19 protein-coding genes are annotated in these 17,686 nt (G+C 59.8%); 8 read left to right on the plus strand and 11 right to left on the minus strand.

The window, feature by feature from the left end; all coding sequences use genetic code 11:
* Nucleotides 1–34 precede the first annotated feature (34 nt).
* The 3 genes from AX760_RS18290 to AX760_RS18300 are packed head-to-tail and all read right to left on the minus strand — an operon-like array spanning nt 35 to nt 3,064.
* Nucleotides 35–2,248 carry a virulence-associated E family protein gene (locus AX760_RS18290; protein WP_071834433.1) on the minus strand — a complete coding sequence of 738 codons (2,214 nt, stop codon included), beginning with the start codon at nt 2,246–2,248 and terminating at the stop codon, nt 35–37.
* Entirely contained in the window at nt 2,245–2,490 is a 246-nt protein-coding gene (locus tag AX760_RS18295; RefSeq protein WP_071834434.1) for a hypothetical protein, read from the minus strand. Before AX760_RS18295 ends, AX760_RS18290 begins: the two co-directional genes overlap by 4 nt.
* 25 nt (nt 2,491–2,515) lie before the next feature.
* Nucleotides 2,516–3,064 carry a MerR family transcriptional regulator gene (locus AX760_RS18300; RefSeq protein WP_139276513.1) on the minus strand — a complete coding sequence of 183 codons (549 nt, stop codon included), beginning with the start codon at nt 3,062–3,064 and terminating at the stop codon, nt 2,516–2,518.
* Between the two features lie 38 nt (nt 3,065–3,102).
* Between AX760_RS18300 and AX760_RS18305 the strand changes: the two genes are divergently transcribed.
* The 3 genes from AX760_RS18305 to AX760_RS18315 all read left to right on the plus strand — a co-directional run bounded on the left by AX760_RS18305 (nt 3,103) and on the right by AX760_RS18315 (nt 5,594).
* Nucleotides 3,103–4,206 carry a site-specific integrase gene (locus AX760_RS18305; RefSeq protein WP_071834436.1) on the plus strand — a complete coding sequence of 368 codons (1,104 nt, stop codon included), beginning with the start codon at nt 3,103–3,105 and terminating at the stop codon, nt 4,204–4,206.
* A 288-nt stretch (nt 4,207–4,494) separates the two neighbouring features.
* Complete coding sequence (locus AX760_RS28225) at nt 4,495–4,788, plus strand: DUF4365 domain-containing protein (protein ID WP_083531236.1); 294 nt, start codon at nt 4,495–4,497, stop codon at nt 4,786–4,788.
* A 38-nt stretch (nt 4,789–4,826) separates the two neighbouring features.
* Nucleotides 4,827–5,594, plus strand: coding sequence for a hypothetical protein (locus AX760_RS18315; protein ID WP_071834438.1), 768 nt, complete (start codon nt 4,827–4,829; stop codon nt 5,592–5,594).
* 789 nt (nt 5,595–6,383) lie between these two features.
* On the opposite strand, the gene AX760_RS18320 is transcribed toward AX760_RS18315, so the two are convergent.
* The 5 genes from AX760_RS18320 to AX760_RS18340 all read right to left on the minus strand — a co-directional run bounded on the left by AX760_RS18320 (nt 6,384) and on the right by AX760_RS18340 (nt 10,584).
* Nucleotides 6,384–6,974, minus strand: coding sequence for a TetR/AcrR family transcriptional regulator (locus AX760_RS18320; RefSeq protein ID WP_071834439.1), 591 nt, complete (start codon nt 6,972–6,974; stop codon nt 6,384–6,386).
* Nucleotides 6,971–7,339 carry a hypothetical protein gene (locus AX760_RS18325; protein WP_071834440.1) on the minus strand — a complete coding sequence of 123 codons (369 nt, stop codon included), beginning with the start codon at nt 7,337–7,339 and terminating at the stop codon, nt 6,971–6,973. Before AX760_RS18325 ends, AX760_RS18320 begins: the two co-directional genes overlap by 4 nt.
* Nucleotides 7,336–7,815, minus strand: coding sequence for a hypothetical protein (locus tag AX760_RS18330; protein WP_139276515.1), 480 nt, complete (start codon nt 7,813–7,815; stop codon nt 7,336–7,338). The genes AX760_RS18325 and AX760_RS18330 overlap by 4 nt, the downstream gene beginning before the upstream one ends.
* Nucleotides 7,816–7,982: 167 nt before the next feature.
* Nucleotides 7,983–8,957, minus strand: coding sequence for an NAD(P)-dependent alcohol dehydrogenase (locus AX760_RS27990; protein ID WP_071834441.1), 975 nt, complete (start codon nt 8,955–8,957; stop codon nt 7,983–7,985).
* 277 nt (nt 8,958–9,234) lie between these two features.
* The gene (locus tag AX760_RS18340; protein ID WP_071834442.1) at nt 9,235–10,584 is read right to left on the minus strand and encodes an MFS transporter; all 1,350 of its coding nucleotides are present in this window, start codon (nt 10,582–10,584) and stop codon (nt 9,235–9,237) included.
* 47 nt (nt 10,585–10,631) lie between these two features.
* On the opposite strand from AX760_RS18340, the gene istA reads away from it, so the two are divergent.
* On the plus strand, nt 10,632–12,119 hold the full coding sequence (gene istA / locus AX760_RS18345; protein ID WP_139276517.1) for an IS21 family transposase: 1,488 nt from the start codon (nt 10,632–10,634) through the stop codon (nt 12,117–12,119).
* Nucleotides 12,116–12,880: an IS21-like element helper ATPase IstB gene (istB, locus tag AX760_RS18350; protein WP_071834444.1), complete on the plus strand. Its 765-nt coding sequence runs from the start codon at nt 12,116–12,118 to the stop codon at nt 12,878–12,880. The genes istA and istB overlap by 4 nt, the downstream gene beginning before the upstream one ends.
* Before the next feature lie 351 nt (nt 12,881–13,231).
* Here the strand turns inward: istB and AX760_RS18355 are convergent, their stop codons facing one another.
* Nucleotides 13,232–13,828, minus strand: a complete 597-nt coding sequence (locus tag AX760_RS18355) for a GAF domain-containing protein (RefSeq protein ID WP_071834445.1) — start codon at nt 13,826–13,828, stop codon at nt 13,232–13,234.
* Between the two features lie 115 nt (nt 13,829–13,943).
* On the opposite strand from AX760_RS18355, the gene AX760_RS18360 reads away from it, so the two are divergent.
* Genes AX760_RS18360 through AX760_RS18370 form a run of 3 tightly spaced genes read left to right on the plus strand, consistent with a single transcriptional unit; the run spans nt 13,944 to nt 16,646 of the window.
* The gene (locus tag AX760_RS18360) at nt 13,944–15,875 is read left to right on the plus strand and encodes a PP2C family protein-serine/threonine phosphatase (RefSeq protein WP_071834446.1); all 1,932 of its coding nucleotides are present in this window, start codon (nt 13,944–13,946) and stop codon (nt 15,873–15,875) included.
* Nucleotides 15,862–16,200 (plus strand): STAS domain-containing protein, encoded by a 339-nt coding sequence (locus AX760_RS18365; RefSeq protein WP_071834447.1) that lies wholly within the window; start codon nt 15,862–15,864, stop codon nt 16,198–16,200. Before AX760_RS18360 ends, AX760_RS18365 begins: the two co-directional genes overlap by 14 nt.
* Nucleotides 16,197–16,646, plus strand: coding sequence for an ATP-binding protein (locus tag AX760_RS18370; RefSeq protein ID WP_071834448.1), 450 nt, complete (start codon nt 16,197–16,199; stop codon nt 16,644–16,646). Before AX760_RS18365 ends, AX760_RS18370 begins: the two co-directional genes overlap by 4 nt.
* Nucleotides 16,647–16,655: 9 nt before the next feature.
* Here AX760_RS18370 and AX760_RS18375 read toward each other — a convergent pair whose 3' ends face one another.
* Nucleotides 16,656–17,039: a hypothetical protein gene (locus AX760_RS18375; protein WP_139276521.1), complete on the minus strand. Its 384-nt coding sequence runs from the start codon at nt 17,037–17,039 to the stop codon at nt 16,656–16,658.
* Nucleotides 17,026–17,686, minus strand: a 661-nt coding sequence (locus AX760_RS18380) for a hypothetical protein (protein ID WP_210187380.1), incomplete at its 5' end; no start/stop codon positions are given. The genes AX760_RS18375 and AX760_RS18380, both read right to left, overlap by 14 nt.

Genomic DNA, 17,686 nt, shown 5'->3' on the forward strand with positions numbered 1-17,686 from the left:
AACCCGGACCCAAAGCTGACAGACCCGGACCCACTCATGCCACCTGCTCCTTGTCGAGGCTGTCACGCCGATACCGACGTTCGCGCTGGGCGTCATTGCCGTGGCCACCAATGCGAGCGCGGAACTGCCGGAAGCCCATGCTGGTCAGGGTGCGCACGACCCGGTTCTGATCTGCCTGCGTCCAGCGCCCCTTTTCCATGCCCAGCGCCTTTTCAAGGACCTCTGCCACGGACACGCCATCCTGCTGTCCTGTGGCGATTTCGAGATAGCGGCGGATGGGATCGTCCCAGGCATCGCCCTGATAGCGGTCTGCCTGCTGCTCGGCGGCCAAGGCTTCGAGGTTTTGATCATCCAGCCACCAAGGGTCGCCAGCGCGAAACCGCACACAGGCCTCTGCCCACAACTGGTCGCGGTCTCGCTCCACAGCAGCGATGTCGATGGCACCGCAGGCGACGGGCCAGAACCGGCGGCCGCCGGTGGCGTCTTTGAGATATCCGCCTTCGGGATTAACGCTGCCTGCGAAGACACACTGGCGTGGCAACTCCACAAGCCGCTTGCCATAGGGAGGGCGAAAGCGATCAGTGGTTCGGCTGATGAAGGCCTTGATGGTGCCGACCTCGGCGCGCGTCATCGTGTCAAGTTCGGCGATTTCAATGATCCAGACGCTTCTTGTCTCCATGGCAGCATCCTTGCTGCTGAGGTCGGACAAACGGTCGGCGAACCATGGGTGGCCCATGATTTGCAGGGCGGATGACTTCTTGATGCCTTGAGGGCCTTCAAGGATCAGGGCGCAGTCTACCTTCGCGCCGGGGCGGTAGATGCGCGCCACAGCTGAAATCAACCAGCGTGGGCCGACCACACGGGCGTATGCGCTGTCCGCCGCCCCGAGATAGGTCGAAAGCCAACCGTCGATCCGTGCTACGCCGTCCCAACGAAGGGCGTCGAGATATTCTCTGACGGGATGGAACAGGCGGTCGTGCGCCACCGCCTCGACCGCCTGGCCTGCGATAGAAGCTGGCACCAGGATACCCTTATGCTGAAGCCAGTCCGCCACCAGCAAGTCATAGCGGTCAGACCAGTCGGTCCTTTTCCATGTGTGCTGTTTGGGGTGCCAAGGCGGCGGATTGCGTGCGACAATGGTGGACGCGAATTCATCATGCCAGAGGACGCGCTTCCATTCCGGCGCGTTGCGTAGCGCCAGAATGGCATTTGCGAGAACGGGCCGGGGCTCGCCATCCCGGTTGACCAAGAGATCGCCGCGCCAGTCGTTAGAAATCGCGGCTGCGGGGACGGATCGTTGGATCATGTCGCGGACGGCCTCCTCTCCACTTGCGCGCAACACGTCGTTGAAATCCGAGCCTGATGGCGGATCCGCAACTGCCACGTCATGGCCCCGTGCGCGAAGCGCCGTTATTGCGCCTTGGCGCTGATGATGGGCCTTGCTATCCAACGCGTCACCGTCGCCAGCGATCATGACAGGTTTTCCTGCGGGGACCGGCGCGCGCGCAATATTGGAAATGCCAAGGCAGGCCCATGTTTCCTGCCCTGTGGCTTGCCAGATGGACAGTGCGTTCTCGACGCCTTCGCACAGGATCAGCGGCTCGATCCCCGGCAAGCGGACGGCAGCGCGATCAGACCACCCGTCCACAGCCTTGTTGGTGCGCTTCACGACATCCACTGGAGCCTTTCGGCCATCGTCGGTGAGATAAACCTGCTGAACAGCGAGCACGTCTCCGGCCTCGTCCGTGGCAAGGGCGACCAGCGCGCCATACTGGCCAGCGGCAAAACGGCGGAACCTGATACCGGCTGGTGGGATTGCGGTGATGCTGCGGTTGCGCAGATAGGCCTCAGCGGGACTCGCCTCGGTCCCCTTGGAACTCGCGACGATCTCGGCCACGGATGTCTTGCGGTCCACGGTCCTTTGTGCCAGCGTTGTTGATGGGGCAGGCCGGTGTTGAATGTCGCCGAGCCAATCCCGCGCCCAGCGCCGGGCCTCTGCATCTGGCAAGCCCTCGTGGTGCTTGATCAGCTCCAGCCCATCGCCACCGATCCCCGCCTCGTGGTCATACCAACGCCCAGCGCGTGGGCCTGCAATTTCAACCGCGAGGCTGCCCTTGCTGCCGTAACGCAACTGGGATTTCGTCGTGTGTCCGAGGTTTGGGTCGCCCAGCAGCGTCTGCGCCAGATCGGCTATCCGATTGTTGACGCGCGCGGCCAGGTCGGCGACCGAGGCTGGGTTGCTGATCAAAGACCACGCTCCTGCGCCTCGATCCACTCGATCAGCTTGCTTTTGCGGGCGCAGATAACATTGCCGATCCTGAACACCGGCATCCGCACTTTGGCGTCACTGGCGTAGTAATAGACCTTGCGTCGATGGCGCACGTTGCCGAAGACAAAGATGGCGATGGCTTCCGCACCGTGCAGGAGGTCGTCGGCAAGCGATGGGCAAGCGTCTGCGGTCGCAGGGGTGACCTGCGTTTGAATGTTCATGGCTGTCTCCGTTAATGCTGGGGGGTCAGTCGCTGCCGAGGGCTTTTGTAATGCGTCGCTCGATGTCGTTGAGGTTAACGACCGAAAAGGAGCGAACCTCCGGATCTGTCGCAAGCTCAGGCAAGCGTTGGGGCGAGATGATCTTTGACGCAGGGGCGGGAATGTCGGAGTCCATAAAGGCCGCGTCGTCTTGCGACGAAATCCGGATCGGACCTTCGTAGATCACCAGCAGGGCGTCACCGTCGGCAACGCCGTGCAGATTGGTGATGTGCGGAGCGACGCGCGCGGGTTCAAACCCAAGACGGGCGAAATCCGCGATGACACCAAGGGCGATGGCATCCCGCATGGTGAAAATCCGGGCTTTGCCACGTTCGCAGTCGTTTTGCGGAACAAGATAGCCGCGCGAAATCCAAGCGTCGATTTGGTACCGGCCAACATTGAAGGTGTCGACCAGTTTCTGGATCGTAATTTCTTGTGCCACTTCACTATCCTTTGACAGTACGCATGATGTATGGATATATAACCTCGTGCACTGCGTCAATGCTATTAGTAATCTTTGATAATCGAGGTTCACGGCGAGTTTTTGATCCCAAGTATGGGAGTGAGGGCAAGATGGCTACCATTCGCAAACGGACGCTGCCTTCGGGGCTTGTGCGCTGGCAGGTGGATTTCACTGACCAGGCTGGCAAACGCCGGTCCAAGCTTTTCCCGCGCCGCAAGGATGCGGATATCTATCTGATCAAGGTTCGCTCGCTCGTAGCCAACCACACTTATTTGGCCGACAGCGACAGCACAACGGTGGCCGGGGCCGCGAAAAGCTGGCTCGACCATTGCGAGGTGCGCTGCAAAACGGGGCGGCGGATGGAACGCTCGACCCTGCGCGGCTACAGCGACTATGTGCGGCTGCATCTGAACGCGCCGGTGGTCGGGATCGGGGACAAGCTGATCGCCCAGTTGACCCGCCGCCATGTCAATGAACTGCGCGACCGGTTGCTGCTGAATGGCCGGTCCGAACATCTGACCCGCCGCGCAATTTCGGTGCTGAAGCTGGTCCTCGATCATGCCATGGATAATGGCCAACTGTTCACCAATGCTGCCCAAGGCGTGCGGGTGATCAAGGCCAGCCGGATCGAGCACAAGGCGCCGGTGCCATCGAAGGAGGCGATCCGCGCCCTGATCGAAGCCGCAGACGAGGATTTCAAACCGCATCTGATCGTCTCGGCGCTGGGCGGGTTACGTGCATCGGAACTGCGGGGCCTGCGCTGGCAGGACGTCGATTTCGACAAGGGCTTCATCTACATCCGTCAGCGCGCCGATGCCTACAACCAGATGGGCGAGCCAAAATCGCGGGCAGGGTTCCGAGACATCCCGGCCGGGCCGATGGTGCTGAACGCCCTGCGCCGATGGAAACTACGCTGCCCGAAAAGCGATCTGGGGCTGGTATTCCCCGCGCCACAGGGCGGGATCCTGCAGCACACCCGCACGCAGGACCGCTTCCGAAAGCTGCTGGCCATGGTCGAGGTGACCATGCGCTGGCACGACCTCCGCCACTTCGCCGTGTCGCTCTGGATCGAGCAGGGCTTCTCAATCAAGGAAATCATGACCTTCGCGGGTCATTCCTCGATCCAGATGACCATGGAACGGTATGGGCATCTGTTCCCGTCACCGGACCACCAGAAGGCCATGGCTATGGTCGAGGCGAAACTGTTGGGGTAGCAATTGTTCTCCACCTGACACAACAATCCATATGGTGGACAGGTGTGCTCTGCTCATGTCATGTCGGGCGAGACCACGTATCTGCGCCTTGGCAAAACGGGTGTCTGCGCGAACAACCCATCAGCGACATTCATGCATCCTGCAACGAGGCAAGTCTGTTTGCGGGCGCAGCAACGTGCTCGGCCCAAACGAGGCATCCATGCCGCTTCCGACTTGCCGCAGTTGCAGGACGCTTTGCTGCCATTCGAACATTAGTTCTTGCTAGAGCTCATACAACAATGATGGTAGATGAAGCAGCCTGCAGACACATCTCGGAAAAGAATATTGCCCAAAAGATCAGTTTCTCAGAGGACCGGTGATCTAGCTGAGCATCTTGCTCAAGGAGCGTTCCTAGACGCTTCGAACTGGATTTGTCGAACTCAGTCGCATGACTTTGGGATTGATCTGGAAGCAGAACTTATCGACATCACAGATGGCGTCGAAGAACTATCTGGCGCGCTCGTGAAAATTCAAGTCAAGGGAACGCTCAAGCCTATCTATAGAAACCGCAGCTATTATGTTCGAATTAAAACCGAGTTCTGAAGTACGCAAACCAGTTCAGGGTCCCGGTTCTCCTTCTCTTGGTGAATGTGCAGAGCAACGAAATCCACTATGTATGGCTGCAAGAGTATCTTATTGGCAGAGAGGAAATTTTATATGGTGCCAACAGCGTTCTGGTTAAGGTCCCTGTAGAAAACAAGCTAAACCTGTCGTTCCAGCGTCACCTACCGGAGATCGCGCTTGGCGTGACCAAAAGCTCTCAGTTAATGGCTGTTCAGAAGCTGTTCGAGGTGTTTTCCTCAAAGTATGATGCAAAGGCACTGGCGCTGGCTTCAGACTTGCTCAAGCACCTTGGCGAGGGCGGCCACATCGCGGTTTTCAATGGGGCTATCGACAAATTGAACAAGCGAGGCCCCCACCTTTCGCGGGCGGACTCGCAAGAATTTGGAAAAGTTCTAGCTGACCTTACCCGTCGATTTGGCGAGAAGTTGGATGTTGACCAAATACTGAAGATGGTTGTGAGGGGGGACACCTATTCCTTGGCTGGCCTCGACGGTTTGCTCGGCCTGTACGACGGTTTTCCCGACCATGCAAAGTCACTTGGTTTAGCGCGTCGGTTTGACGACCTGAAACTCTATGAGTTGAGTTGGTATTGCCAGTTTCGTGAAGCATATGCCGAACTGGATTCGATGAGTATTTGGTTGCAAATATCCGAACTGGAAACTGCGTTCAAAACCAAGGCTGGCGTTCTTCATATCTCGGAAGAGGATCGGGTTTTTTGTTCCATGAAGTGGCCAAACCGGGCGGATGCTGTTTATCTGCAATCTCTTAGGTTAAAGGTGCCTTAGATCAACGAGGCGGTCGCCGATCAGTCAAGACAACCTTTGGCTGTCGCATGGGGGCAATGTTGTACGCGCCCAGACGCACCGACCTGCAAAAAAGATTTCGTCGCAGATGCAGTGAACGACCGCAAGGGGTCCCGCTTAGCTGACGGTCGCTCGTCCCTCGTGCGCTCAGATCAGTGGCAAACCCGCCGAGCTTGGTGTCGGCGAAGTGCGTATCAAGCATTTGGTCGAAAGCATGGCCATCATTTCTCTGAATCATAAGTCGGCCATGGCCATGGTCGCAACAAAGCTGTGAGGGTGATGCGATTCCCATTCTTTACCAGAGGTTTGCGGCTATTCCGTGCGACACGACGCCGACATTGCGAGCATAAAAATAGGCTAACAACTTGAAATTACGAGGTTATTTAGGATTCCTGGGTGACCCTCATAACCTGAAGGTCACAGGTTCAAATCCTGTCCCCGCAACCAAAATTCTGTTGGATAACAAAGTCTTGGAATCCGACAAAAACACTTGTGTATAGACACTCGCATTTTACCTCAACGCCACCTCAACGTTTGACGAGTCCCCCAGCGAAAGCGGGGGCTTTTTGCTTTTGCGGCCCTCGAGTCGTTCTGTTGTGGCATCCCTCCAAGGCTGCCAACGTTCTGGATTAAGGGCAATGCGGCGGGTGGGAGATTTGGATAGTGTCCACCAACGATGGTGGACACTATGGTGCTTGTTGGCAGGCTAGGCGACTTTGGACGGCCGTGACATTCTGGATCAGCCCCAACGCCTGAGGCCGTGCTCTCAAGTCAGCCCTGCCGCCTTTTCAGGTAGGCGGTCAGCATGTCGTCGTATTTGGGTCCAAGGTCGAGCAAGAAGCTGCCTTTCCCCTTCGATGCGAGGAGCATTCCTCCGATAAAGGCTGCGTATTCGATCTGCGCGAGCGCCGTTGCCTCTTGTTCCGGAAGGTCGCACCCCAACGCTCTTGCGAACTCAACCAGGTCTTGCGCCAGAACTGACACCCTGCGGTCATCGACAGCGTCGCACGCTTCTCTGACCTGCGGATCGAGGCCAGCCCAAATCCGGAAGGCCGTTTCGACGCGTGCATCGAGCTGACCTGCCTCCCGATTAAGAACTCTCCTGCGCTTGCCTGGTTCGCGCGTGGCGTGCGCAAGGCGCACGATCCGTTCGGTGTTGCGTTCCTGCCAGTCGGCCACCAGCCTTGCGACAAACGTCTCCATGCTGCCGAAGTGATGATAGAATGAGCCGCGCGTCTTTGCTGTCGCAGCCGTCAGGCGCTCGATTGTCACGGCGCTATGGCCTTGCTCTGCCAGCAGGACGTAGGCCGCTTCAATCCACGGATCCGGTCCTCTCTGGCGACGTGGCGCGACCTCTGTCATGCCGCCAGCGCCCAGGCGCCGCTTCCGGTGAGTCCAAGAAAAAGCACCCATTGGGGCATGTCGCGATGGCGCTGCCGTTTCCACAAGACCAGCACCAGCCCCCACACACAGAACGCGCCCGAGACAAGGGTTGCAAGGGCCGCAAGGATGCGCCCGTCCGGTGACACGGCTGCATAGGCATAACACCCTGCCAGCACCACAAGACTGATCGTCGCCATGTGCCAGCAGTAGTAGTGGGTCAGCGTTACAGTCGGCGACAGCGTTTGCTGTTGCAACAAAGGTCGCGCGATCTCTCGCCCCCCTGCAGCGGCATGGATCACCGCGATACCGATAGCGAGCAGGGCGGGCACAACGAAAACCATCATGCCATCACGTACTGGCTGGAGCGCGCGATCTTGCGCTTCGCGGCTGCAAGCAGCGCCCTAGAGTACAAGATGTGCACTGGCATCAGGACGTTGAAAACCAGACCCATCGACTTGCGGCCAGCCTTGCCGGTCTTGACCGGAGTGACAGCGGAACCGAAATAGAGCGTGGTGTCTCCATCCTGGTTCGAGGCTACCTTGAACCAGGACCTTGTTCGGCCCGTGACGTCGCACATCAGGAGTTGGTCGTCAGCGCGCGCCTCGACATGCCATGCGGCAAATCGGGAGGCTTCACCTTGGGCCACCAATGCAGCCTCGGCGTCCGACGAAGGGTGCCCAGCCAATGACAGGATCGCCCGTTCAGCCTTGAAGAGCCGTGTCGTGTAGAATGCCTCGACATATCGACCAAGACCAATAGTCCCCGGAACATCGACGCGGAAGCAATCCGCATAGCCAACGTTGCCAGCATATCGCTTCAAGAACGCATCAGGAGGGAGGCTGCATCGGTGAATGGACATCATCATCCTCGAATCGTAAAATAACATGCGGTATGGTATGCAGCATGCGCGAGACTGAGGTCAAGCCCCGCTCCTACGCCTGCGGCGATTCGGAATCGCTGGTCATCGCGGCAGGGCATGAATCGCTTTCAGGCCTTTGGTGCCATTTCGATCACCAGATTGCCGCGCTTATGGCCGCTGTCCGCCTGTGCATGGGCCAGCGCGATCTCCGAGAGGGGGAAAACGGAGCCGATCAGCGGGCGATAGGCCGCCGCCTCATGCAGCGCCATCAGCCGTGCCATTGCCTGCCGTGTTTCCTTGATGACATTGGCGCAAAGCCTCCGGCCCTCGCCGCGTCCGGGGCGCAGCATCGCGCCCAACATCGAGGGCAGGTCGGCCGTGATCAACCCCAACCGTCCGCAGTCCGCCAGCCGCGCCAACGCGTCGGGCATAACGCCGGGCACATCCAGAATGACATCGAACGGGCCCGGTGGCGGCGCTGTACGGTAGTCCTGCGCCACATCAGCGCCAAGCTGCCGCGCGAGATCGAGATTTTCCGCGCTGGCCAGCGCCGTCACATGCGCGCCATGATGGTGCGCGATCTGAACGGCGGCAGAGCCGACCGCGCCGGTTGCGCCCACCACCAGCACGCGCTCGCCCGGCTGCAGGGCGCACTGGTCCAACAAGAAATCCGCTGCCGTCAATCCTCCGAAAAAGAACGCCGCCGCCTCGGGCACGCTCAGCGTCTCGGGGCGCGGCAGGATCAGGCCGGTTGCCTTGACACACACGAACTCGGCATGCGCGCCCATGTGCATCCCGTCGGTGATGCCGAAGACCGCATCGCCCACCCGAAACTGTGTCATACCCGCACCGACCGCCACCACGCGCCCGGCATATTCGCGCCCCAGCACGGGCCGCCGCGGGCCTCGCAATCCAAAGACCAGCCGGATCATCGGCCCCATGCCGCCGGGCGCGCGCGCGCCACGGATGCGCGCATCGCCTGCGGTCAGCCCGGCAGCCTCGACGGCCACCAGAACTTCTCCGGACCCGGGCAGGGGCTGCGCGACCTCCTCGATTGTGACAGACGAGGGCGGCCCGTACCGGCGGCAAATCGCAGCTTTCATTGATATGCATCCCTAAAATCACAGAAATATGTCACCCACTCGCCCATCTCGAAATCCACCTACCATTGATGAGCATTTTGGCAGCGTAGTTCTTAGTCGCAAAGGCCTGCTCGACGGATCGGGCCATGTCGACCTTGCGCGGCGGTGCCGCTTGCGCGTCTTTCAACATAGATCGTCGTCGAGCAGGCTGCACTCTCCGATCAGCGAGGCTTCATCAAGCGATAGAGGCAGTGGCCTGAGTCGGAGTCAACCACGCTACGACCGGTGGAATTTCAAGTTATGTGGCCTGACGTCCGAGGAACGAAAGCCCAAGCGCAAACATTGCAAGCAACGCTGCAATAGCAAACGTCACTTGTAACCCAGCCTCGCCCCCGGTGCCCAAGCCCGGGAAAATCGCCCCCTTGCTCCCCAGCGCGAACACGGCGCCCATGGCGGATGCGCCAGTGATCAAACCTAGATTGCGCGACAGTCCCAGAAGCGCTGATGTCACCCCGCGACGCTCGCTTGAAGCGGTACTCATGACTGCGGTGTTGTTGGCAGCTTGGAAAACGGCGTAGCTGGCCGTGATGATCGCAAGGCCACTGATATATCCCACGACCCCGAAGGGACCGGGAAGTAGTAGCATTAGGACCGACCCGGCGATGACACCAACGAGACCGGAGTAGGTGACAATCGCTTCACCGTAGCGATCAACCAGCCGACCGGCCGGAACACCGATTAAAGCGGATACAACCGGCCCGACTGACATTGCCATTCCAGTTTGTACCGGGCCTAGCCCCAGAACCCCGTACAAGTAGAATGGACCGACCACGAGGGTCGCCATCATGATCGTCGAAATCAGAGACATCGACAGAAGGCCGGTCGTGAGAGCGCAGTCTTGCAACAGTGACAACTGTACCAGCGGCGCGCGCGTGTGGCGCTCTGCCACAACAAACAGCGCCAGCCCGATTATTGCTAGCACGCCGAGGACAGCATTGATCAAGCCAGGGGCCCCCCCGCCAAGCGTCGTCGCCAAGGCATAAGAACCCAGCGACAACATGAGCATAAGCATGCCCGGAAGATCAAAGCCAAGAGATTTGCGGTCTCGTACCGCATCGGCCGGAAACACTTTGCGTCCGAAGAGGAAGGCCGCCGTGCTGGTGACTGCCGTAAAGGCAAAAACGGCAGGCCAGCCAAAGGCGTTGATCAGCACTCCGCCCAGCGATGGCCCTAAGGCCGTCCCAACCGCTGACACCGTGCCAAGCAAGCCCATGGCGCGTCCAGTCCGGTCCTTCGGCACCATGTCGCTGACCGAAGCGATCGTCAGAGCCATCATGACGGCAGCCCCCAAGCCCTGGACGCCGCGCAGGGCGACCAGCAGCCAGAGATTTTGGGCAACCGCCCCTACGGCGGAAGCAACCGCGAATAGCGCTATCCCCAAGAGTAGCACGCGCCGCCGCCCCAACATGTCGCCCAATCGACCGGCGCCGACAATCGTGGTGGTCACTGCCAGAAGGTAGGAAATCACCACCCATTGCACTTGTGCAATGGGGGCGTCGAATGCCATGGCGAGTGAGAACGGCGGTGAGAAAGTCGGCCACGGTAGCGGCGGGATGAGCCCGCTGCGGGCGGCGCAATAGTCGTCCACCTATGTCTTTCCTTGCAGGCTGCAGGGAGGGCGGGAGGATTTTCACCGTGGATTTGTATCGGAAGGTTCGGCTGGCCTGTGCTGAGGGCATGAGCCAGCGAGAGGCGGCACGACAGTTCAACATCTCGCGCGACAGCGTCAGGAAGATGTTGGCGTTCTCGGTTCCGCCTGGCTATCGGCGCAAGGCGGCGGTGAAGCGGCCGAAGCTGGACGCCTTCACCGGGATCATCGACGCCTGGCTGGAGGGGGACCGCGAGGTCCACCGCAAGCAGCGTCACACGGCGAAGCGGGTGTTCGAGCGGCTTCGCGATGAACACGGCTTCACTGGCGGCTACACGATCATGAAGGATTATGTGCGCGAGCACGAGCGGCGTGGGCGTGAGATGTTCGTGCCGCTGGCCCATCCGCCCGGACATGCCCAAGCCGATTTTGGCGAAGCCGTCGTCATCATTGGCGGCGTCGAGCAGAAGGCGCATTTCTTCGTCATGGACCTGCCGCACAGCGATGCCTGCTTCGTGCGGGCCTATCAGGCGGCGACATCGGAAGCTTGGGTCGATGGTCACGTCCACGCATTCGCCTTCCTCGGCAAGGTGCCCGCGTCGACCCTCTACGACAACGACAGATGCCTTGTGTCCAAGATCCTGCCCGATGGGACGCGCCAGCGGGCCACGCTCTTCAGCGGGTTCCTGTCGCACTATCTTTTCCGTGACCGCTACGGCCGCCCCGGCAAGGGCAATGACAAAGGCAATGTTGAGGGGCTGGTCGGCTACTCCCGCCGCAACTTCATGGTGCCCATCCCCCGGTTTGCAACTTGGCAGGAGTTCAACGCCTACCTGGAGGACCGGTGCCGCAAACGTCAGACGGATGTCCTGCGCGGCCAGTCCGAGACGATCGGGGAACGTCTCGCGCGAGATCTGGTGGCCATGGCCGACCTGCCGGCCGCGCCGTTCGACGCCTGCGATCAGACGACGGGGCGGGTCAGCTCACAGGCGCTGGTGCGTTACAAAACCAACGACTACTCGGTCCCCGTCGCTTTCGGCCACCGTGACGTCTGGATCCGCGGCTATGTCGACGCGGTGGTGATCGGCAGCGGTGGCGAGATCATCGCCAGGCACCCGCGCTGCTACGATCGTGAGAACATGGTCTTCGATCCGGTTCACTATCTTCCGCTTATTGAGAAGAAGATCAATGCGCTGGACCAAGCCGCGCCCTTGGCCGAATGGAACCTACCACCCGAGTTCGCAACCCTGCGCCGCCTGATGGAGGCGCGGATGATCAAGGCCGGACGCCGCGAATACGTTCAGGTTCTGCGCCTGCTCGAGACCTTCGGCATCGACGATCTCCATGCCGCCGTGAAGAAGGCACTGCAGTTGGGCGCTATCGGCTTTGACGCGGTCAAGCACCTCATCCTTTGCCACGTCGAGAAGCGGCCGCCGAGGCTGGACCTCGATGTCTATCCCTATTTGCCGCGCGCCACGGTCGGAACGACATCCGCGGCAAGCTACATGTGCCTGATGTCGGAGGATGCGGCATGACCGAGGCCCCGAAGATCCTGCTAGCGCATCATCTGAAGACCCTGAAGCTGCCCACCTTCCTGCGGGAATACGAGAAACTGGCGCGCCAATGCGCCGCCGAGGGGCTGGACCATGTCCAGTTCCTGGCGCGCCTGGTCGAGCTGGAACTGATCGACCGGGAACGCCGCATGATCGAACGCAGGATCAAGGCCGCGAAGTTTCCGGCGGTCAAAAGCCTCGACAGCTTTGACTTCAAGGCAATCCCCAAGCTCAACAAGATGCAGGTTCTGGAACTGGCCCGCTGCGAATGGATAGACCGGCGCGAGAACGTCATCGCCCTCGGGCCCAGTGGCACCGGCAAGACCCACATCGCCCTTGGCCTGGGTCTGGCCGCCTGCCAGAAGGGGATGTCGGTCAGCTTCACCACCGCCGCCGCGCTGGTCAACGAGTTGATGGAAGCCCGCGATGAGCGCCGGCTGATCCGCCTGCAGAAACAGATGGCCGCAGTCAAACTGCTCATCATCGACGAGTTGGGCTTCGTCCCCCTGAGCAAGACCGGCGCCGAGTTGCTGTTCGAGATGATCTCGCAGCGCTACGAACGCGGCGCCACGCTGATCACAAGCAACCTGCCGTTCGATGAATGGACCGAGACCTTCGGAACCGAGCGGTTGACCGGTGCTCTCCTCGACAGGCTGACCCATCACGTCAACATCCTCGAAATGAACGGCGACAGCTACCGGCTCGGTCAGAGCCGTGCCAGAAAAGCCGACGCCGCGCCCTGATCACCCCGCGCAGTTTTGGCCCGATAGGCCAAAGCGCCATGGCCCGCGCCAGCTATGTGGCGAGCGCGCGTGCCATGGCGCTCAGTGTCTCGCCACTGGCCTGGTTTTGCGCCGCCCAGTGGCCGGATTTTACTCCGCCGTTGACACCGCAGTCACCGTCGCACCCACCACCAAGGTCTCAGTAATAATCTGGGGCCCCCGGACCTTGCCGGGACGAAACGTGGTTGGTTATGACCTGTGAACGGCTAGAATAACTCACAGTCACCCGACTATCACCTCGGAATAGATGAATCACTCGATTCTGTGTCGTTTCGGGATCTCCTAAAATTTTGCATTAACCAAACCACAAAGTCACTGATGATGGTCGATAGCGTACCAAGCATCGGATACAAAATCGGTGACGCGGTCAGCCATCTCATGAAGTTCTGCCCGGTCGCCAAGCGAGAAAGTCCGTGGCTTGGGATGCAGCAGGCACAGCGCACCTAGTCGTACTTCCTGGCGAAAGATAAGGGGGGCACCCGCATAAAAACGGATGAAAGGTGGGCCTGTCACCAGCGGATTGGACGCAAAACGCTGGTCGGCCAGCGCATCGCCAACAATGAATACCTGGTCGCTGAGAATAGTGAAGTTGCAGAACGCCATCCTCCGTGGCGTGCTGTTCGCTTCGATCCCGAACTTTGCCTTGAATACCTGGACGTCCTTATCGAGCAGGGTCACAATCGCTGTCTTGACGCTAAAATGCCTTGCTGCCTCCTCACAAAGCACATCAAGTCCGGCGACAGCTAGGGCATCCATGAGGCCGCTTGCCTGCAGAACTCGCAATCGCTCGGTTTCGTTCGGCCCTAGGGGAAACTCTGTCACGCCGCCACCCAAATAAAAACTTGCTGCAGTAGGTATCACCAAAATGTCTTCACCGACAAGCGAAGTAGCGTTGCCATTCTTAGCCAAGTTTGACCGATCGCGGCGCCTTGTTCTCCGAAGGCTCTCAACGCTCAAGCTTGGACTGTTCATGCCCTTCACGACCATAAGATCGACCCTTCTGGCCTTGATTGGATCTCTTGGAATGGTGATCCTCGTTCTGGCGGCAGTTCAGCTAAATGACCTCTCAGTGCTGCACGGTCGGGCGCAACAGCAGTTCGAAGCCAACATCGCCCGTAACAAGATTGCAAGGGCAACACTGGCGCTGGGACGTGAACGCAATGCGATCTTCCTATCCCTGGCAATCGGGGCTGAAGCCCGGTCAGAAACTGCGGTCGAAACGGATCGCAGCTTTGCCGCAATCCGATTGGCGGTCGCGGGCGCCTTCAAGTCGGACGACGCCGGCACAGAAGCGGACCTTGCCGCAGTCTTTCTGAAGACTCTTCCCGAAATGCGCGCGGACGCCGCTGCAGCGATGTTGTTGCCTTTGGGGTCGCAAGCGCGGCAAAAGGAGGCTTCGCAGTGGCTCGCGGGTATTTCCCTGGTCGTAAAGGATCTGCGAGCGATCCGGCTGCGGTTGTTGGATCTGGGCGATACCGGCGAGAACCTATTCAGCATTTATCACCTGCGCACTCTTACGCTTATCCTGCTCGATGAGATAATGAAGAACGACGCGCTGCTGGAGGTAGAGACCGTTCGGCAGGCCAATGCTACACTTAGCACTGCAGAAGCAGGACTTCTCGACACTGCCCCCTTGGGCTCCATCGCACCAACGGAAACCGCTGTTTCGGTGGCACCATTTGAGGAAATTCTCGCGGCGCTTGGCGAGGGGCACCTCGGCGTGGGGTTCGGAAGTTTCGATGCGCAGGTCTATGGTGATGCCGAGAGGGCGCTGCGTCAGGCTTTACTTTCCGGCAGTGGTCTGGACGAAGCAGTCCTTAGGTGGCGTCGCGTTTCAGCAGCTGCGATTCTGCAATTGGACGAACTTCAGGCTGCGACCTTTCGCGTTATGCAAAACCATGTCATCGAGACGCGAACTGAGGCATGGACGAACATGTTGATCTGGGGATTGGTGCTGTGCGCCTCGGCGCTGATCCTTGGCGTTTCCTTCTGGGTCGTGCTGGCCTTGGTCGTCGGCCCGCTGGAAAGGATGCGCGTTGCGATGCTGGAACTGGCCAATGAAAATCTTGCCGTGTCGCTGCCGAAGCCAAACCGGATCAGGGAAATCGGCGCGATGGATGATGCCTTGCGGGTGTTCAAGGCGAACGCTTCGCGCCGCCAGACCTTGCAACGAGAGCGGCTGAAGCTTCATGGCCGTCTTGAGGAAACCTATACCCATTTGAAAACTGACCTCGAAGCGGCTGCTTTGATTCAGGCTTCTCTCTTGCCCCAGCAGGCGCAGATGGCAGGTGTCTCGCTCTCGTCGTACTTCCGACCGTCGAATTTTCTCGCCGGCGATACCTTCGACGTCCTGCAGCAAGCGGACGGGCGCGTCATCGTGTTCCAGATTGACGTGGCCGGCCATGGTGCCGCTGCAGCACTTGTGTCGATAGCCTCAAAATACACCGTCGCCCAGGCGATCCTTCAGCGTCCGACCGGGTCGAATCTTGCGGACCTGGCGAAAGAGATCAATCGGGAATGGCCCAGCGATCTGCCCTATTTCACGCTTCTGCTCGCCGAGATCGACCATTCGACCGAGCAAGGCACTTTGGTGCAGGCGGGGCACCCCTCGCCGATCCTCCTGCGCTCGAATGGCGACCTGGTAGCCTTGGGCGAAGGGGGCCTGCCCATCGGTGCCCTTGCGCAAGCGACGTTTGACGCAGTATCATTTTCATTTGGGCCTAACGACCGTCTGGTAATGGCCACTGACGGAGTGCATGAAATGGAAAGCCCTGACGGAGAACCCTTCTCGGACGAGCGTCTGCAGAAGGTGCTGCGGGGAGGAAAGGGCAAGACCACCGAACAGATCATCGACGAACTGGATGTCGCAATGCGGTCTTGGCGTGGCGACGATACCCTGGACGACGACGTCACTATCGTCGTTCTGGAAGGAAAGAGGGTAGATGGACATCAGTGAAGACCGGTCCAGTGGAATGTGCGTCCTGCGGCCCAAGCAGGCACGGTTGGACGCAAGCGTGGCATCCGGGCTGCGCGATGCGCTGATCGAGCGGATCAGCCGGGGCGAGCAGACCATCATTATCGACATGGGCGAGGTGACCTTCATAGACAGCTCGGCCCTAGGTGCGTTGATCGCGGCCGCTAAGCGGCTGGGCCCGACGGGGACGATTGCCGTGGCAGCGATGGCGACCCCCGTTGCCAAATTGTTCACGCTGACCCGGATGGACCGGGTCTTTTTGGTCAGTAACAGTGTACATGACGCAGTGAAGGCCTTGGCAAGGTGACGGTCGCGGCGATGACGTTACAGTTAAGCATGATGATCGGGCGGGATCTTGGCGAACTGGGTCGAGCTGCCGATCAGTTGCGCGCCTGGCTGGCCGGAGTGTTGGACGACGACGCGGCGGCCAGCGTAGAGCTTGCCTTGGTCGAAGCGTTGACGAACTCGATGCAGCATGGACCGTCGGACAGCGAAAAGCCGATCGGAATCTTCCTTGCGGTGTCCGACGCGGATGTGGTGCTCGAGATCGCTGACGGCTCCCCGCCGATGCCTACGCTCTTTGACGGTGCGGGCCAGCAGAAGCTTGGGCTTGAAGAGCTGGTTATTGAAAACCTAGCCGAAGGCGGTCGTGGGCTTTCGCTGATCGTGGTGTCGATGGATGAAGTCAGTTTTATTCAGGCGGAAGACAACGTACGCCTGCGGATGGTCAAACACCGCAAGGATGCCCCATGACACATAGGTTCACTGGCCAAAGGTAAGGTCTGCTAGCACTTCGATCGCGCCCCACTCGGGCGCTGCGACGGAACCCTGACCGCGGAAAGCCTCCGCCCGCGCCCGTCCGTCCGAGATATCCAACACCCCGGCCTGAACAGCCACGGAAAGCGCAAGTACAAGTGCTGCTGCCGATTGGGCATCCCCGGGCGACGCCTCAAAGCGCCGCTCAGCCGCGGCCAGGGCCTGGTTCGCGGAAACGACTAGATCATCTGAAACGGGCGTCTCTGGCTCATGCGCCGGGGCTCCGATGTCAAGGCGCTCCAAGTAGATGATCGCGCTTGTTGAAAGGATCAGCGCTAGGATCCAGATGATCTGACCACGCGCGGCTATCATCGCTTCATTTTGTTTCAAGACAATGCCCCTCCATCACGGGTGTATCGAATTCTGGGTCGGGCGCCCAGACGGCCGCCCTTATGATCGGCAACAGTGACAGTACGTTGTTCGCGCCCCAGACCGTGTTTGCGATCAGCCCTCCCAGCGAATAGGACCCGAGGCCAAACACGTGAAGGCTCCACGCATAGATCATCCCTGCCAGGGTCAGGGCCACCAAAAGGATCTGCCATTTGACCAGATGCAGGAAGCGGCCTTCAGTGCGGTCCTTGGGCGTCACAGGGAACGAGATCTTCCTTCCCCGTGCAACCGTCCATAGCGCCTTGAGGGTCAGTGGAAACATCGCCATGTACCATCGCCGCCCGGCCATCGTCCTCGCCCCCCACAGGCCGCAGAGTTGAGCGAGCTCGTTAAGAAGGAGGAACGGCACGATATGAAGGAAAAAATCCATCGAATAGGTCGAGACCGGCACGAGGGCGGTAAACAGAAAGATGATCGGCCAGACGATAAATACAATATTCCAAAGTGGCGAGAGGTAAGAATTGAGAGCGGCGGTGCAAAAGTCGGCCACGGTAGCGGCGGAATAATCCAGCTGCGGGCGGAGTAAAATCCGGCCACCTATTTCCTTTCTGCAAATGACAGCAGGATGGACAGGGGATCTACACCGT

Origin of the sequence: Pararhizobium antarcticum (assembly GCF_001885585.1) — a bacterium.
In the GTDB taxonomy this organism is placed as follows: domain Bacteria; phylum Pseudomonadota; class Alphaproteobacteria; order Rhizobiales; family Rhizobiaceae; genus Pararhizobium; species Pararhizobium antarcticum.